The 24,809-nt window shown below is 67.2% G+C and carries 26 protein-coding genes; 17 read left to right on the forward strand and 9 right to left on the reverse strand.

Annotated elements, in window-relative coordinates:
• Nucleotides 1-13 precede the first annotated feature (13 nt).
• Nucleotides 14-2,380, forward strand: coding sequence for a hypothetical protein (locus LH407_RS07815; RefSeq protein WP_322134551.1), 2,367 nt, complete (start codon nucleotides 14-16; stop codon nucleotides 2,378-2,380).
• 88 nt (nucleotides 2,381-2,468) lie between these two features.
• Nucleotides 2,469-4,691 carry a glycoside hydrolase family 3 C-terminal domain-containing protein gene (locus LH407_RS07820; RefSeq protein WP_322134550.1) on the forward strand — a complete coding sequence of 741 codons (2,223 nt, stop codon included), beginning with the start codon at nucleotides 2,469-2,471 and terminating at the stop codon, nucleotides 4,689-4,691.
• Between the two features lie 69 nt (nucleotides 4,692-4,760).
• On the opposite strand, the gene LH407_RS07825 is transcribed toward LH407_RS07820, so the two are convergent.
• From LH407_RS07825 to LH407_RS07850, 6 genes are read right to left on the reverse strand one after another with little or no spacing between them, the layout of a single operon-like run.
• Nucleotides 4,761-5,975, reverse strand: a complete 1,215-nt coding sequence (locus LH407_RS07825) for a glutamyl-tRNA reductase (protein ID WP_322134549.1) — start codon at nucleotides 5,973-5,975, stop codon at nucleotides 4,761-4,763.
• A 32-nt stretch (nucleotides 5,976-6,007) separates the two neighbouring features.
• Nucleotides 6,008-6,943, reverse strand: coding sequence for a siderophore-interacting protein (locus tag LH407_RS07830; RefSeq protein WP_322134548.1), 936 nt, complete (start codon nucleotides 6,941-6,943; stop codon nucleotides 6,008-6,010).
• Nucleotides 6,933-7,733: an ABC transporter ATP-binding protein gene (locus LH407_RS07835; protein ID WP_322134547.1), complete on the reverse strand. Its 801-nt coding sequence runs from the start codon at nucleotides 7,731-7,733 to the stop codon at nucleotides 6,933-6,935. The genes LH407_RS07830 and LH407_RS07835 overlap by 11 nt, the downstream gene beginning before the upstream one ends.
• Nucleotides 7,730-8,755 carry a FecCD family ABC transporter permease gene (locus LH407_RS07840; RefSeq protein WP_322134546.1) on the reverse strand — a complete coding sequence of 342 codons (1,026 nt, stop codon included), beginning with the start codon at nucleotides 8,753-8,755 and terminating at the stop codon, nucleotides 7,730-7,732. The genes LH407_RS07835 and LH407_RS07840 overlap by 4 nt, the downstream gene beginning before the upstream one ends.
• Entirely contained in the window at nucleotides 8,752-9,795 is a 1,044-nt protein-coding gene (locus LH407_RS07845; RefSeq protein WP_322134545.1) for a FecCD family ABC transporter permease, read from the reverse strand. Before LH407_RS07845 ends, LH407_RS07840 begins: the two co-directional genes overlap by 4 nt.
• Entirely contained in the window at nucleotides 9,792-10,835 is a 1,044-nt protein-coding gene (locus LH407_RS07850) for an iron-siderophore ABC transporter substrate-binding protein (protein WP_322134544.1), read from the reverse strand. Before LH407_RS07850 ends, LH407_RS07845 begins: the two co-directional genes overlap by 4 nt.
• A 53-nt stretch (nucleotides 10,836-10,888) precedes the next feature.
• On the opposite strand from LH407_RS07850, the gene hemE reads away from it, so the two are divergent.
• The 13 genes from hemE to LH407_RS07915 all read left to right on the forward strand — a co-directional run bounded on the left by hemE (nucleotide 10,889) and on the right by LH407_RS07915 (nucleotide 21,806).
• Nucleotides 10,889-11,944, forward strand: a complete 1,056-nt coding sequence (gene hemE / locus LH407_RS07855; protein WP_322134543.1) for a uroporphyrinogen decarboxylase — start codon at nucleotides 10,889-10,891, stop codon at nucleotides 11,942-11,944.
• Nucleotides 11,945-11,950: 6 nt separating this feature from the next.
• Nucleotides 11,951-13,165 carry a protoporphyrinogen/coproporphyrinogen oxidase gene (locus LH407_RS07860; RefSeq protein WP_322134542.1) on the forward strand — a complete coding sequence of 405 codons (1,215 nt, stop codon included), beginning with the start codon at nucleotides 11,951-11,953 and terminating at the stop codon, nucleotides 13,163-13,165.
• Entirely contained in the window at nucleotides 13,162-13,956 is a 795-nt protein-coding gene (locus tag LH407_RS07865; protein ID WP_322134541.1) for a siderophore-interacting protein, read from the forward strand. The genes LH407_RS07860 and LH407_RS07865 overlap by 4 nt, the downstream gene beginning before the upstream one ends.
• 80 nt (nucleotides 13,957-14,036) lie before the next feature.
• Nucleotides 14,037-14,633, forward strand: coding sequence for a nucleotidyltransferase domain-containing protein (locus tag LH407_RS07870; protein ID WP_322135010.1), 597 nt, complete (start codon nucleotides 14,037-14,039; stop codon nucleotides 14,631-14,633).
• A 302-nt stretch (nucleotides 14,634-14,935) separates the two neighbouring features.
• Nucleotides 14,936-15,592 (forward strand): hydrogen peroxide-dependent heme synthase, encoded by a 657-nt coding sequence (gene hemQ, locus LH407_RS07875; RefSeq protein WP_322134539.1) that lies wholly within the window; start codon nucleotides 14,936-14,938, stop codon nucleotides 15,590-15,592.
• Between the two features lie 2 nt (nucleotides 15,593-15,594).
• Nucleotides 15,595-16,764 (forward strand): ferrochelatase, encoded by a 1,170-nt coding sequence (locus LH407_RS07880; protein WP_322134953.1) that lies wholly within the window; start codon nucleotides 15,595-15,597, stop codon nucleotides 16,762-16,764.
• On the forward strand, nucleotides 16,761-17,666 hold the full coding sequence (hemC, locus tag LH407_RS07885) for a hydroxymethylbilane synthase (RefSeq protein WP_322134538.1): 906 nt from the start codon (nucleotides 16,761-16,763) through the stop codon (nucleotides 17,664-17,666). The genes LH407_RS07880 and hemC overlap by 4 nt, the downstream gene beginning before the upstream one ends.
• A complete protein-coding gene (gene hemB, locus LH407_RS07890) occupies nucleotides 17,663-18,628 on the forward strand; it encodes a porphobilinogen synthase (RefSeq protein WP_322134537.1) in 966 nt (321 codons plus the stop codon). The genes hemC and hemB overlap by 4 nt, the downstream gene beginning before the upstream one ends.
• Nucleotides 18,625-19,929 carry a glutamate-1-semialdehyde 2,1-aminomutase gene (hemL, locus tag LH407_RS07895; protein WP_322134536.1) on the forward strand — a complete coding sequence of 435 codons (1,305 nt, stop codon included), beginning with the start codon at nucleotides 18,625-18,627 and terminating at the stop codon, nucleotides 19,927-19,929. The genes hemB and hemL overlap by 4 nt, the downstream gene beginning before the upstream one ends.
• Before the next feature lie 114 nt (nucleotides 19,930-20,043).
• Complete coding sequence (locus tag LH407_RS07900; protein ID WP_322134535.1) at nucleotides 20,044-20,361, forward strand: YtxH domain-containing protein; 318 nt, start codon at nucleotides 20,044-20,046, stop codon at nucleotides 20,359-20,361.
• A 6-nt stretch (nucleotides 20,362-20,367) separates the two neighbouring features.
• The gene (locus tag LH407_RS07905) at nucleotides 20,368-20,772 is read left to right on the forward strand and encodes a phage holin family protein (protein WP_322134534.1); all 405 of its coding nucleotides are present in this window, start codon (nucleotides 20,368-20,370) and stop codon (nucleotides 20,770-20,772) included.
• 2 nt (nucleotides 20,773-20,774) lie between these two features.
• Nucleotides 20,775-21,002: a DUF3618 domain-containing protein gene (locus LH407_RS07910; RefSeq protein ID WP_322134533.1), complete on the forward strand. Its 228-nt coding sequence runs from the start codon at nucleotides 20,775-20,777 to the stop codon at nucleotides 21,000-21,002.
• 54 nt (nucleotides 21,003-21,056) lie between these two features.
• A complete protein-coding gene (locus tag LH407_RS07915; RefSeq protein WP_322134532.1) occupies nucleotides 21,057-21,806 on the forward strand; it encodes a uroporphyrinogen-III synthase in 750 nt (249 codons plus the stop codon).
• Nucleotides 21,807-21,810: 4 nt separating this feature from the next.
• Here LH407_RS07915 and LH407_RS07920 read toward each other — a convergent pair whose 3' ends face one another.
• From LH407_RS07920 to LH407_RS07930, 3 genes are read right to left on the reverse strand one after another with little or no spacing between them, the layout of a single operon-like run.
• On the reverse strand, nucleotides 21,811-22,215 hold the full coding sequence (locus LH407_RS07920) for a nitroreductase family deazaflavin-dependent oxidoreductase (protein ID WP_322134531.1): 405 nt from the start codon (nucleotides 22,213-22,215) through the stop codon (nucleotides 21,811-21,813).
• Nucleotides 22,212-22,616 carry a DUF1304 domain-containing protein gene (locus LH407_RS07925; protein WP_322134530.1) on the reverse strand — a complete coding sequence of 135 codons (405 nt, stop codon included), beginning with the start codon at nucleotides 22,614-22,616 and terminating at the stop codon, nucleotides 22,212-22,214. Before LH407_RS07925 ends, LH407_RS07920 begins: the two co-directional genes overlap by 4 nt.
• 39 nt (nucleotides 22,617-22,655) lie before the next feature.
• The gene (locus tag LH407_RS07930; RefSeq protein WP_322134529.1) at nucleotides 22,656-23,681 is read right to left on the reverse strand and encodes a 6-phosphofructokinase; all 1,026 of its coding nucleotides are present in this window, start codon (nucleotides 23,679-23,681) and stop codon (nucleotides 22,656-22,658) included.
• Nucleotides 23,682-23,794: 113 nt separating this feature from the next.
• Between LH407_RS07930 and LH407_RS07935 the strand changes: the two genes are divergently transcribed.
• A complete protein-coding gene (locus tag LH407_RS07935; protein WP_322134528.1) occupies nucleotides 23,795-24,175 on the forward strand; it encodes a DUF4190 domain-containing protein in 381 nt (126 codons plus the stop codon).
• 65 nt (nucleotides 24,176-24,240) lie between these two features.
• Nucleotides 24,241-24,789 (forward strand): acyl-CoA thioesterase, encoded by a 549-nt coding sequence (locus LH407_RS07940; protein WP_322134527.1) that lies wholly within the window; start codon nucleotides 24,241-24,243, stop codon nucleotides 24,787-24,789.
• Nucleotides 24,790-24,809: the final 20 nt, after the last annotated feature.

The raw sequence follows: 24,809 nt of genomic DNA on the forward strand, positions 1-24,809 counted from the left end.
CAGGAGTTCACCCGTGCTGAAGAAGTTCCTCGCCGTCGTGACGACCCTGCTCATCGCTTTCGGCCTCTCGGTCGTCGCGGTGGCGGCTCCCGCGTCTGCACACCACACCGACCTGTCCGCGAAAGCCGACTGTAAGACCGAAGGCGGCTGGACGATCACGTGGACCGTGATCAACTCCGAGAACTTCGAGGGGGAGGTGACCTCCTCCAACAACACCGCGATTCCCACAGGTACAAAACTTGCGGCGAACCCGAACTACGGCAACAGCAACTCGATCAAGAACACGTTCACTCAGACGGTGACCTCGAACTCGCCGGTGAACACGACCATCACCGTCAAGTGGTTCCGCCAGGGCAACACCGTGTCCCACACCTCGAACGTCACGTTCTCGAGCTTCCCTGCGGACTGCTTCAACTGGAACTGGGAGTACCCCGCCCCGACGTGCGAGTCGCTCACCGTCACCTACCCGTCTGGCATCCCCGCGGGCCAGGCGAATGACGTGAACGTCCGCATCAAGTACGGCGTGAACTTCGCCAACGAGGTCACCCTCAACTTCCACAACAACACCGGAACGTGGTCGGGCACGCAGTCCTTCGTCTACGCCCAGCACCCCAACTGGCCAGCGAACATCGGTCAATACAAGGTGGTGTGGGTGCAGGTCGGCGGCACCAACTACCACTGGCAGGGTGAGGTCACGTGTGGCGAGCTCCCGAAGGATGCTTCCGCCGAGGTGAGCACCACCACCCCGACGTGTGAGCAGGGTTCGAGCCTGGTTCCGGGCGCCATCGTCAACGCGACGTGGGGCACGCCGGTCATCAACGGCAACAGCTACTCGATCGTCGCGACCGCCAACCCCGGACACCTGTTCGCCGACGGCAACTCGACGAAGACCTTCTCGGGAACACTGCAAGGGCCGAAGACCGGGGGCGTCTGCGACGACGTCTCGGTGGCCATCACCATCACGTACGTACCCGAGTGTGCGGTCGACCCTGACAACACGTGGCGTGTCTTCAACCCGTCGGACGAGACCATCGTCGTGACCTACAACGGCCTCACGCACTCGGCGACTCCCGGTTACTCGACGATCACCACGCCGCGCTCGATGGACCCCATCACCCTCACGTGGGGTGCCGATGAGTCGGGCATCAAGCCGGGAAGTGTTGTCGGAACACCCGGCGCCGACCTCACCGGTGAGGACGAGGAGTGCTACACGGCTCCCGATGTGACCAAGGTCGTCGGACAGTGCGCCTACTTCGAGGACGGCACCGCGGGTAACCGCACCGTCTCGATCACCTACGACAACACCGACAGCAACGTGCCCGTCACGTTCTCTCTCCAGGGCTTCGCGGGCGTCTACGACCGCACCGTCCCCGCTGGTGAGAGCGTCACGGTTGAGGCTCCCAACGTGCTCCCGGCCGGTGGGACGTACACCGTGACTGCTGCTGGTGAGACGTTCAATCTGGTGATCGAGCCGTGCCCGACGTTCGAGAAGCCGGAGCCCAAGGTCGAGCAGCGTCCGGTGGCATCCTTCGAGTGTGGCGACACCCAGGTGACGATCGTCACGACGACGTTCACCGCCGAGCCGGTGTTCAACACTGAGACGCTCGAGTGGGGTTGGGGTGAGTGGGTCGAGGGTGAGTCGGTGACGACGTACCGCGCCCCGCTGCCCGAGGAGATCTCCGAGGAGGGTTGTGCCATTGTCGTGACCGACCCGTCGGCCTCGACCTGCACCCCGAACGGTGCGACCGACCTCACGAGCTGGATCCGTGTCGAGCTGAACCCGAACGTGGAGTTCCGTATCGACGGTGAAATCGTCACGGCCGAGTTCACCTCGGTGACCGCCGGCGAGCACGAGGTAACGGCGACGGCCCTGAACGGCTACACGCTCGAGTCGGTCAACCCGGAGCCTGACTACTGGACCGGAACCTCGCACGCGTGGACGTTTACTGCGGTGGATGCTGCGGTCGACTGTGTTCCGACCCTCGCCGATGTGCTTCCGTCGTTCGACTACGAGCCGCTCACGTGTGACACGGACGGCAGCTTCACGATCGGTGCCGAGTTCGGTGACGTGTCGTGGACGGTCAACGGAACCGAGTACCCGCAGGGCACCTACCCGGTGACCGAGGCATCCACGGTCACGCTCGAGGCCTACCCGACGAACCCGGAGGACACCCTCAATGAGGCGTGGATCGACGAGCCGATCGTGTTGACCTTCGAGGAGCCTGCCAGCGGTTGTGGCTTCCCGCTCATTCCGAAGACCCCCGAGCAGCTTGCCTTCACCGGTGCTGCCGCCTCGGTGGGTATCGGTTGGGCCGGAGCGCTCGTCGTCCTGACCGGCCTCGGCCTGGTCATCCTGCGTCGCAAGGCATCCGCCAACTAACGCACGCAACACAGCGCACACGAGCCGCGGTGATCGGGAGACCGGTCCCCGCGGCTCGTGTGGTGTTGGGGCGTCGTACAGTAGCGGGATGACGCGGCTCACGCTCGAGCAGAAAGCTGCCCTCGTCGTGGGCAACGGCTACTGGACGACGGCGTCGGCTCCGGGCATCCCTCCCATCGTCATGGGTGACGGGCCGCACGGGCTTCGGACTCAACGCGAGACCGCGGACAACCTGGGCATCGGCGCGAGCCTCCCTGCGACCTGCTACCCACCAGCGGTGGGACTCGGGTCCAGTTGGAACAGGTCGCTCACCGAGCGGGTCGCCCGGGCCATCGCCGACGAGGCGATCGAGCAGGGTGTCGATCTTGTGCTGGGGCCGGGTGTCAACATCAAACGTTCGCCACTGTGCGGCCGCAACTTCGAGTACTTCTCCGAGGACCCCTACGTCAGCGGCCAGCTCGGCGCCGCGTGGGTGAGGGGCGCGCAGTCCCTCGGCGTTGGCGCATCCGTCAAACACTTCGCGGCCAACAACCAGGAGACCGCGCGCATGACGGTGAGCGCGGAGGTCGACGACCGAACCCTGCGCGAGATCTACCTGCCGGCCTTCGAGCACATCGTGCGAACGGAGAAGCCCGCGACGGTGATGTGCTCGTACAACCGCGTCAACGGTGTCGCCGCGGCGGAGAATTACTGGCTGCTCACCGAACTCCTCCGCGAGGAGTGGGGTTTCGACGGGCTCGTGCTCTCCGATTGGGGTGCCGTCGACAACGCGGTGCCCGCTCTCGAGGCTGGACTCGACCTCGAGATGCCCGGCCCCCAACGCGATTCGCGTGACGCGATCCTGGCCGCCGTGCGGTCGGGCGAGCTCGATGAGTCGGTACTCGACCGTGCCGTCGCCCGGCTGAGCTCACTCGTCGAGCACGTGCACTCCCGCGGCCACCGCGGCGACCACCTCTCGCTCGCCGAACGGCAGAGGCTGGCACGGGATGCCGCGATCGAATCGATCGTGCTGCTGCGCAACGAGCGAGGACTGCTGCCGCTTCGCCCCGGCACACGCGTTGCCGTCATCGGCGAATTCGCACGCACTCCCCGGTTTCAGGGCGCGGGAAGCTCCCAGGTGAACCCCACAAATGTCGAGGCTGCGCTGCCCGCCATGGAGCAACTCGCGGACGTCACCTTCTCACCCGGTTACTACCTCGACGAGCGTGACAACACCAGTCTCATCGAGGATGCCGTCCGTTCCGCCCGGGACGCCGACGTCGCTGTGCTCTTCATCGGGCTCCCGCCCATGGAGGAGTCAGAAGGGTTCGATCGCGACCACCTCGATCTGCCGGCCGACCAACTCGCGCTCATCGCTGCTGTCGCGGCAGCCACCGCCAACACGGTGGTCGTGTTGAGCAACGGCGGCGTCGTCACGGTGGAGCCGTGGCACGACTCGGTAGCGTCCATCGTGGAGGGCTGGCTCCTCGGGCAGGCCGGAGGCCCGGCGGTAGCCGACGTGCTGTTCGGGGTGGCCGCACCCTCGGGTCGCCTCGCGGAGAGCATCCCGTTCCGCCTTCAGGACAACCCGAGTTACCTCAACTTCCCGGGCGAGAACGACGTCGTGCGCTACGGCGAGGGGGTCTTCGTCGGCTACCGCTACTACGAGAGCGCCGAGGTCGCCGTGCGCTACCCGTTCGGGTTCGGGCTCGGCTACACCGATTTCGAGTTCAGCGACCTCGTCGCGACACGCAGTTCGGCGTCGGTTCGTGTCACCAACACGGGTGATCGCGCGGGCAGCCATGTCGTCCAGCTGTACGTAGCTCCGGCGCCATCGCACGTCTCTCGCCCGCGCCGTGAACTCAAGGGCTTCGAGAAGGTGACGCTCGGGCCCGGGGAGTCGGCCGTCGTCGACTTCGTGTTGGATTCGCGAAGCTTCGCCTACTGGGACACCCTCACGGGTGGTTGGCTCGTGCCCGGTGGCCAGTACTCGGTGGAGATCGGGCACAACGCTCGCGACATTGCCCTGCGCGCCGACGTTCGGTTGCCAGCGCCCCCTCCTCGGCGGTTGTCACTGGATTCGCGTGTGAGCGAGTTGATCGAGCATCCGGTGACGGGGCCCGTGCTGTCCTTCGCCATGCGCCGAGCGGAGAACGCGAACGAACTCGGCGGCAACCTCTTCGACATGGTCGCGACCGTGCCGGTGCGTCGACTGCTGCGGTTCCCCGGTGTTGGCGAGCAGATGCGTCAGTTGCCCCTGCTGCTGTCGCTCGCGAACAACCCCGTCATTCGCGCGGTAGCGAGCTGGTTCGGCAAGCGCAGACGCCCGTGAGGTGCCCAGTTCGGTGGGTGCAAATCGCCTGAGACCCACCGAAGTGGGCACCTCACGGAGGGGTGAGGGTTAGGCGGAGTGCTCTTGCGTATCGATGACGGATGTCACGGCGGGCCGCACGTCGAAGACCGCTGCGAGTCCGGCCTCGAACTCGTCGAGCCTTCCCTCCGCGGCGAGTTCTCGTGCTCGTACGGACGGACCGTGCACGAGCACACTCGCGAAGTGTTTGAGCGCCCGCTCCACTTCAGGTGACGCGGCGCGAGCTACCTCGTCCTCGAGCACGTCGAAGATGTGGGTGCGCAAGGCAACAACGGCGGGTTCGGCGGCCGTGTCGGCGGCGAACTGGTGTGCGGCATCCCGCACCATCGCCCGCGCGTCGTCGTGCGCGGTGAGTTGTTCGAGGGGGGCGTGGAGGCTGATGGTCTCGAGGTCGAGCATCTCGACCCCCGGCAGGAAGGCGACGGCGGGGTCGATATTGCGTGGCAGGCCCAGGTCGATCACGAGGCGCTGGCCACGACCCGGGAAGCGATCGACGCCGAGCACGATGTCGGCGGTGCACGTGATGATGACGTCCACCTCGAAGTCGTCGCTCACGGTGAGGCCGTACTTCGCGGCGAACGGAGCCCCACGGCCACTCGGCGAGTGCACGCGGATGTCCTCCGCACCGTGCTGCCGGAGGGCCGCGACCGTGGTCGCCGCGTACTGTCCCGTGCCCACGAGGAGCACCCGCATACGCGACCAGTCGTCGATGCGGCTGGACGCGAGTTCGAGCGCGAGGCGCACGAGCGAGCGCCCGGCACCCCCGACCGCGGTGCGGTTTTTGACGCCGCGACTGGTGTGGGTCGCGCGCTGGAACAGTCGCTCCAGGTCACGACTGGTTGTGCGGTCCCGCCGGGCACGCGAGAGGGCTCCGGCAACCTGGCCCGCGATCTCGTCTTCGCCGACGACGACGGATTCGAGGCCCGAGGTCACCGCGAAGAGGTGAGCCGCGACATCCGTTCCCTCGTGGACCTGCACGGATGCCCGCAACTCGGGCAGCGGAATCCCACTCGCATCGCTCAGTGCCTCGAGGAGCGACATGCTCGCGACGGCGGTCGCCGCCGTGAGTGGCTCATCGATGTCGAGGTAGGCCTCGAACCGGTTGCACGTGGCGAGCACCACAGCGCCGCTCACGAAGTCTGTGGCCGCGACGAGATCAATCGTCGTCTGCTCTGCCACCGTCGAGAGGCGGTCGAGGAGGTCGAAGGATGCGTTCTGGTGGTGGGAGCTCAGACACAGAAGCACTGACCCATGGTAACCCCGCTTCCGGGGTGCTCTCAGGCGCGCATGGCGACCCCGCGGCGCCAGTACCCCATGAAGGCGACCTGGCCGCGGTCGATTCCCAGACCCTTCACGAGGTGCCGTCGCAGCGTCGTGACGACACCGCTCTCGCCCGCGATCCAGAAGTAGCGGTCCGCATGAATGGCAACCGACACGGTCTCCTCGCCGAGCCCGGAGAAGGTGGGGGTCTCCCACAGGAGCTCGTCGCCGACGGGCGGGGCTTCGTCGATGGCCGCGACGGAGGCTGCACCGAGATGCCCGAGCACGGCGGGAATGAGCGCAGACCCGTGCTCACGCCCGAAACGCGGCAACCAGGTCACCTCCACGCCCCGCGGCAACACGATCGGCAGGATGTCGCCCGCCTCGGGAACCTCGATGAACGCGTGACCCGTGGTCTCGGCAGGGGAGTCCTCGAGGATGCGCGCGATAGCCGGCGCCGCCGTTTCGTCGCCCGCGAGCAGGATGCTGCCCGCCTCACCCGGATCGAACTCGATGCCTCCGCCATCCGTGCGTCCGCGGCGGGGACCCAGGACGAGCACATCGTCTCCGGGTCTGGCCGAGCTCGCCCACAACGAGGCAGGCCCGGTTCCGTTCGGGTCGAGGTGGAGTACAAAATCGACGACGAGTTCGGTGGCCGTGGCATCCGCGCGGAGGTGGCGGATCGAGTAGGTGCGCATGGCACCGCGGGTGTGCTCTGGCAGCTCAAGCCAGCGTTGGTACCACTCGTCGCCTGCCGCCTCGAGGGTCGGCAACGGGGCGCCCGGGCTGGGGAAGATCAGTTTGATGCGCTGATCGAAGACGAAACCGGGGGTGCCCAGCTCGGCGATCTCGTCGCCTCCGAACGTGATGCGCACGAAGCTCGGCGAGACACGGTCGACCGCGCGAACAACCGCGCGCGCGAGAAGGAACGGGGAGACGGTGTCAACGGGCATGGTGCCTTCCAGCGGGGATCACGAGCGGGTCGCCCGATACGGGGTCGGTGATGATCGAGCATTCGAGACCGAACGCTTCGCGCACGAGCTCGGCGGAGATGATGTCGCGTGGCGCGCCGGTCGCGAGGATGCTGCCGTCCTTCAGCACAACGAGTTCGTCCGCGTATCGCGCGGCGAGGTTGAGGTCGTGCAGCACCATCACGATGGTGGTCCCGCGATCGCGATTGAGGTCGATGAGCAGATCGAGCACCTCGACCTGGTGGGCGACATCGAGGAACGTCGTCGGCTCGTCGAGCAACAGGATGTCGGTGTGCTGGGCGAGCGCCATAGCGATCCACGCTCGCTGCCGCTGCCCACCGGAGAGCTCGTCGACGGGGCGTTCGGCGAGGTCGAGGATGTCCGTTGCCTCGAGGGCGTCGGCAACGGCGGCGTAGTCGTCGGCGCTCCAGCGGGCGAGGGCGCCCTGGTGCGGGTGGCGGCCGCGGCCGACGAGGTCGGACACCACGATGCCTTCGGGAGCCGTGGGGTTCTGCGGCAGGAGCCCCACGATGCGGGCAACCTCGCGCGTGGGGAGGGAGCGCGGGTCCTTTCCGTCGAGGAGCACCCGGCCGCTGGCGGGCGCGAGGAGTCGCGCGAGCGAACGCAGCAGTGTGGACTTGCCGCATCCGTTGGCCCCCACGATTGCGGTGATGCGCCCGCTCGCGACGTCGTAGTCGAGCGCGTCGATGACCGTGCGGTCCCCGTAGGCGAGGGTGAGTCCCTCGGCGGTGAGGGTGCGGTGGGTCGTCATATCGTGCTTCCCTTGCGATTCATTCTGATGAGCAGGTAGATGAGGTACGGCGCACCGAGCGCGCCCGTGATGACGCCGACGGGGTATCGGTTGTCGAGGGCGAACTGGCCGATGAGGTCGGCGCACAGCACGAGCAGTGCGCCGATGGCACCCGCGGGGAGCAGCAGGTTCGCCCCTGCACCCCAGATTCGTGCCGCGATCGGCCCGGACATAAACGCGACGAACGCTATAGGGCCCGTTGAGGCTGTCGCCACGGCGAGCAGGCAGACCGCGGTGACGATGAGCGCCAGCCGCGTGCGCTGAACACCCACGCCGAGGGATGCCGCGGAGTCGTCGCCGAGCCTCAGGGCTCCGAGCGGTCGCTGCAGCGCGATGAGCACGGGAACCGCGAGAACACAAGCGATCGCCACGGGCAGCACACGCGACCAGCCGGCTCCGTTGAGGCTTCCCGTGAGCCACTGCATGGCCACCTGGAGGTTCCACTGCGCGGCCCGCGAGAGCACGTAGGCAACGAGGCTGTCGAGCATGGCGGCAATGCCAATACCGATGAGGATGAGACGGATGCCCGAGAACTCGCCGCGGTGGGAGAGCAGGTAGATGGCGCCCGCCGTGAGGAGCGCCGCTGCGAGCGCGAGCAACGACACTTGGGTTTCGCTGAAACCGAGGACCACGATCCCCACTACACCGGCGGCGCTGGCTCCCGCCGTGATGCCGATCACGTCGGGCGAGGCGAGCGGGTTGCGCAGAAGCGTCTGGAAGCTCACGCCGGCCATCCCGAAGCTCACGCCAGCCAGGAGGCCGAGGGTCGCGCGGGGGAGGCGTAGTTCACCGATCGTGAAGGCGCCGGGCGCATCGACTCCCACCAGGACGGCGATCACGTCGGAGAGCGGATACACGGTGTCCCCGACCATGAGGGTCGTGGCGAACACCACGACTACGGCAAGGGCAGCGATCGCGAGAAGGATGCGCTGCCGACGGAGTCGCCGGGTGCGACCCTCACGGAGGATGCTCACGGCGGTCATAGTTCGCGCACCCGCTGCCGGCGGACGATCCAGATGAAGAAGGGTGCCCCGATGACGGCCGTGATGATGCCGACCTGGATCTCTTCCGGCCGCGCAATGACACGACCGAGAACGTCCGCTGCCACGAGGAGTGCTGCTCCACCGATTGCCGAAAACGGCAGCAGCCAGCGGTAGTCGGTGCCGACGATGAGACGGCACACGTGAGGAACAACGAGACCGACAAATCCGATGGGGCCAGCGACGGCGGTCGCGGTGCCGCACAGCAGGATCGCCCCGATCGCTCCGACGAGGCGGGTGCGCCCGACGCGCTCGCCGAGTCCCGCCGCGAGGTCGTCGCCGAGCGCGAGCACGGTCATGCCGCGCGAACTGATCAGGCACAGCACCGCTCCGAGTGCGAGGATCGGCGCGACAACTCCGATGCGCCCCCAGTCCGCTCCGCCGACGCCCCCGATCTGCCAGAACTGATAGAGCGTGAGCACGTCGACGCGCGGTAGGAGGATCGCGGTGACGAGCGAACTGAGCGCTGCGGATGTCGCGGCCCCTGCGAGGGTGAGTTTGAGCGGTGTAGCCCCTCCCCGGCCCAACGAGCCGACCGTGTACACACCCGCGGAGGCCACGGCGGCGCCGAGGATCGCGACGGCGACCATCGTGTAGGGCTCGCTGAGCCCGGCGAAGGCGATACCGATGACCACGGCGAGGGCTGCTCCCGACGACACTCCGAGGATGCCCGGGTCGGCGAGAGGATTCCGCGTCACGGCCTGGATGCTCGCACCAGCAAGCGCGAGGGCAGCACCGACGATGATCGCGAGCACCGTGCGCGGGACACGCTTGACCACCGCGGACTCTCCAATTCCCGACGTGCTGCCGGAGAGGCCGCCCACGATCTCATCCCACGAGACATCCCGCGCGCCAAAGGCGAGGGATGCAACACACAGCACCGCGAGCACGCCGAGCGCGACAGCGAGCCACCCCAGGCGCACCAGCCGAGTTCGCTGGAGCGTGTGGGCCGGTGAGCCCGGGGTGATGGTGGCGGTGGTCACGACGCGGTGAGGGGCTCCGAGAGCGTCGCGAAGTACTCGTCGATGCCCCACCCGATCGACAGCGGTGACGGGTTGGCCGAAGCGGCGAGCGGTGCGGAGTTCTCGAGCACCGCAATGCGTCCTTCCGCGATGGCGGGGATGGTGCGCAGAAGCGGGTCGGCCTGGAGCTGCGTGATGATCGCGCCATCCGCATCCCCGTAGGTCACGAACACGTCGACGTCGGCGAATCGGTCGGCGGCCTCGGAGCTGACGGTCACGTAGAACTCGTCGGTGCCGGCGGACTCCTCGGTCACGATCTCGGGCGCGGGGAGTCCGATTTCCTCGAGGAATCCCGGGCGCGTGTCGTGGCTCGTGTAGAACCCGATCTGACTGAGGTCGGAGGGGTCGAGGTAGGAGAACAGCACCTTGGCGTCGGCGAGTTCCGGATGCCCGGCGAGCGCGTCGTCGATCTGCGTGTCGAGCTCCTCGATGAGCGCCTCGCCCTCGCTTTCGAGCCCGAGAGCTGTCGAGTTCATGCGGATCATGTCGTCCATGGACGTGCCCCAGGCCACGTCGGGGTAGGCGACGACGGGCGCGATCTTCGACAGGGTGTCGTACTCCTCCTGAGTGATGCCGGAGTAGGAGGCGAGGATGACGTCCGGGTCGGTGTCGGCGACAGCTTCGAAGTCGATGCCGTCGGTCTCGTCGAAGAGCACCGGTGTCTCGGCGCCCAGCTCCTCGAGCTTGTCCTCGACCCACGGCAGCACACCGTCGTTGTCGTCATCCCCCCACGTTGCCTTGCTCATGCCGACCGGCACGATACCGAGGGCGAGCGGAACCTCGTGGTTGGCCCAGGCGACGGAGGCAACACGCTCCGGTTTCGCGTCGATCGTCGTCGTGCCGTAGACGTGCTCGATTGTGACGGGGAAGACTCCGTCGGAGGCGGCCTGTTGCTGCTCGTTGTCGGTCGTGGAGCACGCGGCGAGAGTGAGCGCAACGGCGCTGATGGCGACGATCGCGGTGGGGCGGAGGCGGGTCACAAGGGTCCTTTCGGTGGGCATGTTAGGGGAGCCTAACCTAATTAAGCAGAGCGGTCTAGCGTTACTCTGGAACCGTGAACCTCCCAGCCCAGCACCCCCTCAACGACGGCCGAACCGCCGAATCACGGCTCGTCCGGGCCTATCGCGGGGAGCGCCCCGAGGTCACACCCGTGTGGTTCATGCGTCAAGCCGGGCGCTCGCTACCCGAGTACCGCGAGCTGCGGGTCGGCACCGCGATGCTCGATGCGTGCCTGACGCCAGAACTCGCGAGCGAGATCACACTCCAGCCCGTACGCAGGCACGGAGTGGATGCCGGCATCTTCTTCAGCGACATCGTCATCCCCGTGAAGCTCGCCGGCGTCGGGGTCGAGATCGTTCCGGGTCGTGGACCCGTGGTCGAGCATCCGATCCGCACCGCAGCCGACGTTCTCGCGCTGCGACCGCTCGATCCGGCCGCGCTGGAACCCATCACCCGCGCCGTGGAACTCACCGTCGCCCAGCTTGGCTCGACCCCCCTCATCGGATTCGCGGGGGCGCCATACACACTCGCGTCGTACCTCGTCGAGGGCGGGCCGTCCAAGGATCAGCTGCGCACGCGCACCCTCATGTACTCGGACCCCCACACGTGGGCGGCGCTGCTGAACTGGTGCGCCGATGTGACAGGGCAGTTTCTGCGAGCCCAGGTGCTCGCCGGTGCATCCGCCGTCCAACTCTTCGACTCGTGGGTGGGGTCGCTGAGCGAGCAGCAGTACGTGCGCAGGGTCGCGCCGCACTCGAAGCGTGCCCTGTCCCATCTCCGCGGCCTCGACGTGCCGCGTGTGCACTTCGGTGTCGGCAGCGGGGAACTCCTGCACGCCATGCACGCGATCGGCGTTGACGTCATGGGGGTCGATTGGCGCATCCCCCTCGACGAAGCCGAGCGGCGGCTCGGCGGGGGTGTTCCCCTCCAGGGCAACCTCGACCCGGCACTCCTCGGTGCTCCCTTGCCCGTGCTGGAGGCGCACGTGCTCGACGTGCTCGACCGCGGGATGCTCGCACCGTCGCACGTCGTCAACCTCGGGCACGGCGTGCCGCCCGAGACCGACCCCGACGTGCTCACGCGCATCGTGGAACTGGTGCACTCACGATGAGTTCCCGTGACTGACGTCACCGTTGTCGGCGGCGGCATCGGTGGGCTTGTTGTCGCACGCCTACTCGCGCTTGCCGGGCGTACGGTGACACTGCTCGAAGCGTCCGACCGGCTGGGCGGCACCGTGGCGAGCCACACCGTAGGCGGCCTTCAACTCGATGCCGGTGCCGAGAGTTTCGCCACCCGAGGCGGCACGGTTCGAACGCTCGCGGCTGAGCTCGGGCTCGGCGATCGTGTTGTTGCCCCCGCGGCTCTCAGCGCGTGGTTGCAGCCAGTCTCCGGCGAGGCCGTGCCCCTACCCGATGCCGCGCTCCTCGGCATCCCGGGGACGCCGCTCGCGGCCGACGTCATCACCGCCGTCGGTGGAGCGGCCGCGTTCCGCGCCCAGCTCGATTCGCTCATCCCCGCGCTGTGGGCGCGGAAATCGCTCACCGTCGGCCAGCTCGTGCGGCGTCGGATGGGGGCCGGTGTGCTCGAGCGACTCGTCGCGCCCGTCGTCCACGGCGTGTACTCGATTCATCCGGACGACCTCCCCATCGACCGAGTAGCCGGACTTCGTCAGGCTTATGGTCTGCAGGGCTCGCTCGCGGCAGCCGTGCGCTCACTGCGTGATGCCGCGCCCGCCGGCTCGGCCGTGGAAGGGATCGAGGGCGGGGTGCACCGGCTCGTGTCGGCGCTCGCCTCCGACCTCGACAGGCTCGGTGTCGCGGTCGAGTTGGGGCACGAGGTGACCTCACTCGCTGGCCTCTCCGGCACGGTCATCGTTGCTGCTCCCGGCGTGGTGGCGCCCGTCGATGGGCGGGACGTGACCGTCGCCACCCTCGTCGTCGATGCGCCGTGGTTGGATGCAGCACCCCGAGGTACGGGGGTGCTCGTCGCTCGAGGGGCACGAGGCATCCGTGCACGCGCACTCACGCATTCGACGGCGAAGTGGCCATGGCTGCGCGATCGTGCGGAGGGCAAACACGTGCTGCGCCTGTCGTATGACGATGAACCCGACAACCTTGCCGAGTCGGCGCGCACGGATGCCGAGGCTCTCCTCGCAGCGGAGCTTCCACCCGCGTCGATCCTCGACTTCGCCCGCGTGACGTGGACCCGGCCAGCGGCCCTCACGACCCCGACGGACCACATCGTGGTCGGCGAGACCGTCGGTGGCTCCGGCATCGCGGGCATCGTCGCGCACGCGGAGCGAACCGCGCGAACGCTACTGGAGAACTCATGACGAACATCACGATCACCCACGCAGAGACGGGAGTCATCCACGCCGAAGTGCTGCGAAGCCAGCGCATCTCGCCGAACTTCGTACGCGTCACCTTGACGGGCGACGATCTGCGGCGGTTCGAGTACCGCGGATTCGACCAGTGGTTCCGGCTCGCGCTCCCCGTCGACGACTCGACCCGGTTCGACAACCTGCCGAGCCGCGTCGACACCCGCGGGTATCTCAAGTTCCTCATGCTGCCGAAGACCACCCGTCCGGTCATCCGTAACTACACCGTGCGAGCGTTCCGGCCGGAGGGCCCCGAGCTCGACATCGACTTCGTGGTGCACGGCACGGAGGGTGTCGCTGGCCCGTGGTCGGCCGCAGTGGAACCCGGCGAGAGGGTGGCGTTCATCGACCAGGGGTGCGGGTGGAAGGGCGTGGCATCCGACTACGTGCTGCTCGTCGCCGACGAGACCGGACTGCCCGCCGTTGCGAGTGTGCTGCGCGACCTGCCGAGGGAGGCCACGGGCCATGCCGTCATCGAGGTGCCCGACCTCGCCGACCAGCAACCGACCGACGCGCCCGACGGTGTCACGGTGCGCTGGGTCGCGCGAGAGGGCGACGCGAAGCCCGGGACTCTCGCGCTTGACACTGCGAAGGCGCTCTCGCTGCCCGCAGGCACCCCCTACGTTTTTGTGGTCGGCGAGTCCGCCCTCGCGACGGGACTGCGACGCTGGGCGGTCTCCGAACGCGGCGTCCCGAAGTCGCACGTCACCTTCTGCGGCTACTGGAAGCAGGGGCACGGCCACTAGTTTTTTTGGTGGTCACCAACTAAATTTGGTGACCACCAACTATTCTGGGAGGCACCATGCAGTTTCAGAACCCATTCGCTGTGATCACTCCCAGCGCCGATGGGGACGTGCTTCAGGTCGTCGCGCGCGCCCCCCAGGCCTGGCACACCTCGGCTGCGGTGGCGCGGATCGCCGGCACCCGATCCCAGGAGGGGGTACGACTCGTCCTGAATCGACTTGTCGAACAGGGCATCGTCGAGCGTGAGGCAGACACCCAGGGGCATCGATTCCGTCTGAACCTGGACCATCTCGCCTCCGACGCCGTCATAGCCATCGCCCGGCAGTGGGAGACCTTCCTCTCGCGTCTCACACTCGAGGTGGAGAGTTGGAATCGACCGCCCCTGTACGGAGCCGTGTTCGGCTCGGCAGCGCGCCAGGACATGAAGGCGACAAGCGACATCGACCTCTTCCTCGTTCGCCCAGAAGGACTCACCGACGACAGCTGGTTCGAGAACGTGACGGTCTTGGAACACAAGGCTTCGAGGTGGACGGGAAACGATGTGCGAACGCTCTGGATGGATGGGTCAGAGGTTTCGGAGCGTGTGCGCGAGACCGTACTGAGGGATATCCTCCGTGACGGCGTCCGCATCACGGGAGATCCCCTCTGGCTGAGACGTGTTGTGGGTGGGTCACGATGAGGACCATCGAGTGCACCGCCAACACGCGGGAGGGCCGGATGCGCAAAGCGACGGACACGCATCGGGCCAGAGTCACGACGAAGCTCGAAAGTTGCTAAGACAAGCTGAGCCCTCGCTCGAAACCTCTCTCACGACGCTGTTGGGCATAAAGACCGATGCTGGATACGGATCGGTCGCGCTGTCCGCGCAGAAACTGAAGGCCGCCGAACGCGCGGCGCGAAAGCTGGTCGAAGCGGCCCGAACCGTCTAGTTTTCTACGGCGCGTATTTTCTACAGCGTGTAGAGAGTGCGAGGATGGAACGATGACAGACGAAGCGCTCGGCTACACGTTGTGGGCAGTTTTGCGCAGGGATGGCGCCACCCCGGCAGGTACGGGTGATCTAGCCCCCGCGATCGCGGCGGTCGAGGCTGCGGGGGTCACAATCCGCGGGTTCTACGACGTGTCATCCATGCGGGCGGATGCCGACCTCATGATCTGGATGCACGGCGAGAAGCCCGAGACGCTGCAGTGGGCACTCCGCGAACTGCGTCGCAGCGAGCCCCTGAAGAGCCTGCTCCCCACGTGGAACGCGATGGGAGTGCACCGCGAGGCCGAGTTCACGCGCAGCCACGTGCCCGCGTTCCTCCGCGGCAAGGAGCCGGAGGCCTGGCTCACCGTTTACCCCTTCGTGCGCTCCTACGAGTGGTACCTGCTGCCCGACGATGAGCGCAAGGCGATGCTCGCCGACCACGGACGCAAGGGTTCCGAGTACCCGCAGGTGCTGGCCAACACCGTCGCGGCCTTCGCGCTCGGCGACTACGAGTGGATCCTGCCGCTCGAGGCACCGGAACTCGTCGACCTCGTCGACCTCATGCGCCATCTACGGCAGACGGATGCCCGGCTGCACGTGCGCGAGGAGATCCCGTTCTACACCGGTCGCCGCATCCGCGTCGACGAGATCGCGGAGGTGCTGTCGTGACGCTGACAAACGGTGAGGTTGGGCGACTCGTGCCCGGCGCAACCCCTGCCGCATCATCCGGCCCCGAGCACGTGGAGGAGCCCGTCGCCTACGACGCGATCCTGCTCGCGAGCTTCGGCGGCCCCGAGGGGCAGGACGACGTGATCCCCTTCCTCCGCAACGTGACGCGCGGCCGCGGAATCCCCGAGGAGCGCCTCGAGGAGGTCGCGCACCACTACCGTGCGTTCGGCGGCGTGAGCCCCATCAACGACCAGAACCGTGAACTCAAGGCAGCCCTCGAGGCGGAGCTCGCGAAGCGCGGCATCGACCTGCCGGTGCTGTGGGGCAACCGCAACTGGGACCCGTACCTTCGGGATGCCCTCACCGAAGCGCACGAGCGCGGGTTCACGAAACTCATCGCCGTCGGCACGAGTGCCTACAGCTCCTATTCGAGTTGCCGCCAGTACCGCGAGGATTACGCGATGGCTCTCGAGGAGACCGGCCTCGGCGGGGTCATCCAGATCGACAAGGTGCGCCAGTTCTTCGACCACCCCGGTTTTGTGGAGCCCTTCATCGAGGGCACGCGTGACGGCATCGCCGCGCTCGAGGCGCAGGGCATCCCGCGCGATCACATCCACGTACTGTTCGCGACACACTCCGTGCCGACGGATGACGCGATCCGCAGCGGCCCCCGCGACCGCGACTTCGGGGAGGGTGGCGCCTACGCCGCCCAACATCTCGCGGTCGCCGAGGTGGTGGTGCGCGAGGTCGCCGACGGAATCGGGTGGGACCTCGTCTACCAGTCCCGCTCCGGGCCGCCGACGCAGCCGTGGCTCGAACCGGACATCAACGACCGCATCGTCGAGCTCGCGGGGCAGGGCGTGAAGGGTCTCGTGATCGTTCCGCTCGGGTTCATCTCCGATCACATGGAGGTCAAGTGGGACCTCGATACCGAGGCGCTCGAGACGTCTGAGGAGAACGGCATCACCGCGGTGCGGGTTCCCACCCCCGGTGTGCACGCTGCCTTTGTGAGCGGGCTTGTCGATCTCGTGCTCGAACGCCGCGACGGAGTACCGACCGCCGAACGACCGGCACTCACCGATCTTGGCCCCTGGTACGACGTGTGTCGCCCCGGCTGCTGCGAGAACATCCGTCTCGGATTTAAGCCGGCTCTCGCGGGGATCGCGCCGTGACCGTCGTGCGCATCGGCACGCGAGGCAGCGAACTCGCGCGGGCCCAGACCGGGATGATCGCGCGGGAGCTCGAGAAACGCGGCGCGCAGACCGAGCTCGTCATCATCGCGACCGAGGGCGACCGCTCGACGGCGCCGCTCGCCTCCCTCGGCGGCGCTGGTGTTTTTGTCGCAGCCCTGCGTGAGGCTCTCCTCGACGGACGAGTCGACGTGGCGGTGCACTCGCTCAAGGATCTGCCGACGGCGCCGGCCCCCGGCCTCGCGATCGGAGCTGTACCCAAGCGCGTGGATGCCCGTGATGCACTCTGCGCTCGCGACGGACTGACCCTCGAGACTCTCCCCGAGGGCGCTCGTGTCGGCACGGGGTCGCCCCGCCGCGTTGCCCAGTTGCGCGCTCGCCGTCCGGATCTCGAGATCGTCGACCTGCGCGGAAACGTCGACACGCGGCTCGGCACTGTGGCGTCGGGCGAACTCGACGCGGTGGTGCTCGCCGTCGCCGGTCTCGATCGCCTCGGTCGCCTCGAAGTCGTCACCGACTTCCTCGATATCAACCCCTGGCCGACCGCACCCGGTCAGGGTGCGCTGGCTGTAGAGGTTCGTGCGGGCGAGGAGAAACTCGTCGCTGCCCTCGACCACAAGACGTCTCGAGTGACCGCCGAGGCGGAGCGCCGCACGCTCGCACTTCTCGAAGCGGGATGCTCGGCCCCCGTCGGCGCGCACGCGGTCATCGACGACGGGCTCCTCTTCCTCAGTGCCCGTGTCTACGGACCTGACGGTCACATCACGAGTTCCCACGCCCTCTACGTCTCGGACTCGAAGGATCCGGCGACCGAACTCGCCGAGCGTGTTTCGGCGGAGCTCTTCGACCAGGGCGCTGCCGACCTGATCGGGGCGACGGCATGATCGTCCGCCCTCGCCGATTGCGCGCGACACCGGCCATGCGCCGACTGGTCGCGGAGACTCGACTGCACCCGGCCGAGCTCGTCCTCCCGATGTTTGTGCGCGAAGGTACAAGCGAGCCGATGCCCGTAACCTCCATGCCCGGTGTCGTGCAGCATTCCCTCGATTCGCTTCGCCGCGCGATCGCCGAGGCTGCGGAGGCGGGCGTCGGCGGCGTCATGCTCTTCGGTGTGCCAGAGCACAAAGACGCCGTGGGTTCCGGGGCAACCGACCCTGACGGCATCCTCAATGTCGCCACTCGCGCAGTCGTCGCCGAGGCGGGGGATGCGCTCGTGGTGCAGACGGACCTGTGCCTCGACGAGTTCACCGACCACGGGCACTGCGGCGTTCTCGATGCCGAGGGCCGTGTCGACAACGACGCCTCCCTGCTGCGCTACCGCGACATGGCGATCGCACAGGCAGAGTCCGGGTCGCAGCTGCTGGGTCTCAGCGGCATGATGGACGGTCAGGTCGCGGCCGTGCGCGACGCACTCGATGCGGCCGGGCATCCGGATGTTCCACTCCTCGGGTACGCGGCAAAGTACGCGTCCGCCTTCTACGGGCCGTTCCGCGAAGCGGTCCAGTCTTCGCTCGAGGGGGACCGGCGCAGTTATCAGCTGAATCCCGCCAACGCGCGGGAGGGCGAGCGCGAGGTGCTACTCGACGTCGAGGAGGGCGCCGACATCGTGATGGTCAAGCCCGCGATGAGTTACCTCGACGTGCTCGCTCAGGCGGCCGCGATCAGCCCCGTTCCCGTGTGGGCGTACCAGGTCTCGGGCGAGTACGCGATGATCGAGGCGGCTGCGGCGCACGGCTGGATCGATCGTGAGCGAGCGATCGCCGAATCGGTCCTGTCGATCAAGCGTGCCGGCGCGGATGCCGTACTCACCTACTTCGCCCTCGAGCTCGCAAGGAGTCTTCGATGACCGAGTCGATCACCAATGAGCAGGCCTTCGAGCGAGCCAGAGCCGTGCTGCCGGGTGGTGTCAACTCGCCAGTGCGCGCGTTCGGTTCCGTCGGCGGCGCGCCCCGCTCCTTCGTCTCGGCGCGCGGTCCGTACGTCACCGACGTCGAGGGTCGCGAGTACGTCGATCTCGTCGGATCGTGGGGTCCGGCCATCCTCGGTCACGCGCACCCCGCCGTGATCGCCGCGGTGCAGGATGCCGCCGCACGCGGACTCGGCTTCGGGGCATCCACACCGGGCGAGACCGAGCTCGCCGAGCTCGTGATCGACCGTGTGGGAACCCGTTATCTCGAAAAGCTCCGGCTCGTCTCGACGGGCACCGAGGCGACCATGACGGCGATCCGCCTCGCGCGCGGGGCGACCGGTCGCGACCTGCTCGTGAAGTTCGCCGGGCACTACCACGGTCACTCCGACGGCCTCCTCGCTGAGGGCGGCTCGGGCCTCGCGACTCTCGCGATCCCCGGTTCGGCTGGCGTGCCGGCACCCATCGCCGCGCAGACGATCGTCATCGGCTACAACGATCTCGATGCGGTGCGTGAGCTCTTCGCCGAGCGTGGTCACGAGATCGCGGCCGTCATCGTCGAGGCGGCGCCGGCGAACATGGGAGTGGTTGCGCCGGCCCCCGGCTTCAACCGAGACCTCACCGAGATCGCCCACAACCACGGCGCCCTCGTCATCCTCGACGAGGTGCTCACGGGCTTCCGTGTCTCGCCCTCCGGCTGGCTCGGGCTCGACGGCGACTACTCGCCCGACCTTGTCACCTACGGCAAGGTCATCGGAGGCGGCCTGCCGCTCGCCGCCCTCGGTGGTCGTGCCGCCGTGATGGACTTGCTCGCCCCGCTCGGCCCGGTGTACCAGGCGGGAACACTCAGCGGTAATCCCGTCGCCGTCGCCGCGGGGCTCACCACCCTCAAGAACGCGGATGCCGCGGTCTACTCCCACCTCGATGCGACGGCGGCAACCCTCTCCTCCGCCGTCTCGGCTGCACTCTCCGCGGAGGGGGTGGACCACAGCATCCAACGCGCGGGCAATCTCTTCTCCATCGCGTTCCGTTCGACGGCACCCACCAACTACGCCGAGGTGAAGCAACAAGACGCGTTCCGCTACGCGCCCTTCTTCCACTCCATGCTGAGCGCGGGGGTGTCGTTGCCGCCGAGTGTCTACGAAGCGTGGTTCGTCTCGGCGGCCCACGACGCTGCGGCACTCGACCGCATCCTGGATGCGTTGCCGGCAGCTGCCGCTGCGGCCGCAAGCGCGGTGTGACCCTGCGACGGATCCCCCGCCGCTGTCAACCCCTCTGCATTCCCTTCGTGGCATAGACACGCGAGGTCTAAGGTGGAGGCGTCAGCACCACGACTACCGAATGAGGGAGACACCATGCGAGGCAAGATCCTCTTCGTAGTCGGCCTGGGGGTCGGCTATGTTCTCGGAACCCGCGCCGGTCGCGAGAAGTACGAGCAAATCAAGTCGGCAGCCTCGAAGCTGTGGAACGATCCGCGGGTTCAGAAGCGTGTCGACGACGCGCAGGACTTCGTGAAGGACAAGGCCCCGGAGGTCGCAGAATTCCTCGCCGACGGCGCGAAGAAGGTTGTCTCGAAGGCATCGGGGTCATCGACGAAGGCGCCCGCCAAGTCGAGTGGCTCGCGTTCGACGGCGTCGAAGTCGACGTCTGCGAAGTCGTCCACGGCGAAGTAGTCGGTTATGTCCGGCGTCCCTCCCCGCCCCAAGCGTTCGCTTTTCGCACTCATCGCAGACCTGCCGGGGTATCTCGTTGACCTCCTGAGGGCCGAACTCGACCAGCTCAAGAAGGAGCTCGCGCAGCGCGCGGCACAGGCAGGAATCGGCATCGGTTTCCTCGTCGGTGCCGGACTGTTCCTTTTTTTCGCGCTCGCAGCCTTCATCACGGCGGCCATCCTCGGGCTAGGGGAGGTCCTGCCCGCATGGGCGGCAGCTCTCATCGTCGCGGGGGCGCTTCTCGTGATCGCGGGCATCCTCGTGGCTATCGGTATCGCGTCACTCAAGAAGGGCGCACAGGGCCCTAAGAACACTGTCGAGAGCATCAAAAAGGATGTCAGCGTTATCCAAGGAACAGGAAGGCGAGACTGATCATGACCGACCTACCCGTTGAAGAGCGCGTAGCTGCCGCACGAGCCGGACTCGGCGACACCCTGGACGCGATCGAAGACAAGCTCAACGTGCCCAAGCGTGTCGAGGAACTCACCGCCAAGGCCAAAGCCTCGTACGAGGCGAACCCGATTCCGTGGATCGTTGGCGCCGTCGGTGCGGCGGTTGTGGTGGCTGGCCTCGTGGCGTGGGCAGTTCTGAGCGACGACTGACCGGCGGGGCGCCTCGATTCGCGTCCCACTCCCCTACGGGGGGAGGATAGACGCATGGCACCCAAACCGCTCGCCGGATGGCGCGTGCTAGTGCCTCGAGGCGGTAAGTGGGGCGACGGCGTCGCGGCGACCCTGCGTCAACTCGGCGCGACCCCCGTCATCGCGCCCATGATCAACTTTGCGAGCGCGGATGACGGAGCGGCGCTGGCCAACGCGCTGCACGAACTCGCCGATGGACAGTTCGAGTGGCTCGTCGTGACGAGTGCGACAACCGTCGACGTTCTGGCAGGGCACGGCGTCACTCTCCCCGAGTCGACGCGTGTTGCCGCCGTCGGAGAGACAACGGCTGCCGCTCTCCAACTCGCCGGGTATCGCGTCGATTTTGTGCCGCAGCGCGACAACTCTGCTCGAGGTCTCGTGAAGGAGTGGCCGGCCTCCGGCGGCGGGCGTGTGCTCGTCCCTCAGTCCGACATTGCCGAGCCCACTCTCGTATCCGGGCTTCGCAAGCTCGGACTCGACCCCACCTTTGTCGCGGCGTATCGAACCGTGGGTGTTGCCGTGTCGGACTCGGTGCGAACGGATGTCGCTTCCGGTCGTATGTCGGCAATTCTCGTGAGTTCCGGCTCCGTCGCGCGCCAGATCGCCGAGCAGTTGGCTCCCCTGCCCGACGGCATCATCGTCGCGTGTATCGGTCCGCGCACCGCCTTCGACGCGCGCGCTGCTGGTCTGCGCGTAGACCTCATCGCCGAGGACCGATCGGCCGACTCGCTCATTGACGCTCTCGTGGAGCGCGCGGCGAGGTAGGCCGTCAGCGACGGGTGAGCCTCACGAGGGGGATCGTGCGAGATGTCTTCTTTTCGTAGCTCGCGAATCCTGCGTTAACCGAGGTGATGTACCTCCACAGGTCGTCGCGTTCGGCACCCTCGACCACCGTTGCGTGAACTGGCACGGTTTCGTTGCCGTACTCGATGACGGTGTCGGGGTGGGCGAGGAGGTTGTAGTACCACCCGGGATTCTCGGGTGCCCCACCCTTGGAGGCGACGACGATCCAGTTGTCGTCACCGGGGAAGCTCATGAGCGGGCTGACTCGTTCCACGCCCGACTTGGCGCCCACGTGATGCAGGAGTACGAGCTTGTCGCTGTGGAACGGCGCACCGACGTAACCACCATTGGCACGGAAGTCGGCGATGATCGCGGAGTTGAAATCTGTCACGCCGTAGTCAACGCGATGACGAGCGACACGATTCCCAGCAGCGGAGCGAGACCCTGAATGAGTGCCGGTCGCGCGAGCTTCGGTGAACTCGCGATGAGCACGAGAGCCGCTCCGACCATACTTCCCGCGGCGAGGAAGATGAGCGCGGCGCCGGCCTCGGGCATCCCCGCCCAGAAAAGCACGATGCCCACCGCCACACCGATCGCGAGGAAGAGGTTGTAGAACCCCTGGTTGAAGGCCATCGGCTTCACCGTGTCGGCGTCCGCCTGGCTGCCGACACCGAAGGTGCGCCACGTTGAGGGGCGCGACCACCGGATGCTCTCGAGCACAAAGATGTACAGATGGATGATGGCGCCAAGCCCCACCAGCACGCTTGCCGCTACGGCGAATCCCACGTTCATGGGGTGAGCGTATACCCGCGGCCGCGTGTGGACGGGGACTTAACCGAAGAGGATGGCCGCCTCGTCGTACCGGGATTGCGGCACAACGTTGAGGGTGCCGAGCGCATCCTCGAACGCGACGTGGGTGATCGACGTGCCGCGCAGCGAGACCATGCGGCCCCAGTGGTTGTGCACAACCGAGTCGACCGCGGCCATTCCGTAGCGGGTGGCGAGCACGCGGTCGTACGCGGTGGGGGTGCCGCCGCGCTGGATGTGCCCGAGGGTGGTCGCACGCGTCTCGATTCCCGTGCGGGCCTCGATCTCGGGTGCGAGCACGTCGCCAATGCCTCCGAGACGGGGGCGGCCGAAGGCGTCGAGTCCGCGCTCGGAGTGCGCGTCATCCATCGTGTCGAGCTTGAACCCCTCGGCGACAACAACCAGCGGCGCGCGTCCGCGGGCACGAGCGGATTCCACCCAGCGGATGATCTGATCCATGCTGGTCTTCTGCTCGGGGATGAGGATCGCGTGCGCGCCCGATGCCATACCCGAGTGAAGTGCGATCCAGCCGACGTGACGACCCATGACTTCGGCGACCATGCACCGACCGTGCGAGTCGCCCGTTGTGCGAAGGCGGTCCATGGCGTCCGTCGCGATCTGCACCGCCGTGTCGAAGCCGAACGTGTAGTCCGTCGCGGAGAGGTCGTTGTCGACGGTCTTCGGCACACCGACGATCTTGATACCGGCATCCGTCAGGCGCTTGGCAGCAGCGAGAGTGCCCTCTCCACCGATCGCGATGAGCGACTCGACGCCGAGTCGATCCATGTTCTCTTTGATGCGATCCGGTCCGCCGTCGCCCTCGAACGGGTTCGTGCGGCTCGTACCGAGGATCGTGCCGCCCTGCTTGGCGATGCCCTGAATGTCTTTGCGTTCGAGCGGGACGACGTCACCCTCGACGACACCACGCCAGCCGTCCTTGAAGCCGACGAACTCTTTGTCGTAGATCTGGATGCCCTTGAGGACCGCACCGCGGATGACCGCGTTGAGGCCGGGGCAGTCTCCACCACTCGTGAGGATGCCAATGCTCATACCTCCATCATGCCGTGTTGCGGAACCCGTAGTGCACGAGGCCTCTTCACCACTAAGGTCGGGGGCACATCGACTCACGTGAGTCATCCCCCTGAGATACGAGGAGAACAGCAATGACCGACGTGACACCTCCGGCAGCCCCCGAGCCCACCCCCGCGGCGAGCACTCCGCCGCCCGCACCGGCCCCAGCACCCGCAGCACCACCGGCATCCGACGGTAAGACCCTCGGAATCATCGCTCTCATCGTGGCTTTCCCCTTCAACCTCATCGGCGCGATCCTCGGCTTCGTCGCCAAAAGCCAGTCCAAGAGGGCAGGGGTGTCGAACGGCCCCGCCACCGCGGCGATCATCGTCGGCCTCGTGCTTTTTGTCCTCACGATCATCGGAGTCATCCTCGCGGTGGTTCTCGGTGCTGGCGCCATTGCCGGCCTGTGCGAAGGCCTCGAGCCCGGCATCTACGAACTCGAGGGTGGCGGAACCATCACCTGCAGCTAATCCCCTCCTTCACGAATGCGCCTCGCGAACTCTCGCGGGGCGCATTCGTGCGTTAGCCTGCCGCCGTGCACCTCTTCTTCCGCACCCTCCTGCATCTCTTTCTCAGCAGACGAGCACCCCGCATCGCCGCAACCGATGTCGCAAGCATCACGTTGCGTGTGCTCCCCACCGACCTCGACGTGCTCGGTCACCTCAACAACGGCGTGTACCTCTCGATGATGGACCTCGGACGGATGGACCTCATGGTGCGCGCCGGCGCCTGGTCGAAGCTGCGCGCCGAGGGCGTCTATCCGGTGATGGCATCGGAGACCATCAGCTTCCGCAAGTCGCTCGAGCCATGGCAGCGATTCGATCTCGAGACACGACTCGTCGGTATGGATGCCCTCGCCGTCTACTGCGAGCAGCGTTTTGTGGTCGACGGCGAGATCTACGCGTCGGCGATGACACGCGGGCGGTTCCTCCGGCGAGGGCGCGGGGTGGTGAAATCCGACGAGGTTGCTGCGCTTCTCGGTGTGGATGCCGCGTCTCTCACGCCGCCCGAGTGGGTTCAGCGGTGGGCATCCGATGTCGCCCTCCCGAGTACCCGCGCAGAAGCCCCCAACATCTGGGATTAAGGCGCGGCGCACATGCTGGC

It is taken from the genome of Antiquaquibacter oligotrophicus (assembly GCF_020535405.1).
GTDB classification, from domain to species: domain Bacteria; phylum Actinomycetota; class Actinomycetes; order Actinomycetales; family Microbacteriaceae; genus Rhodoglobus; species Rhodoglobus oligotrophicus.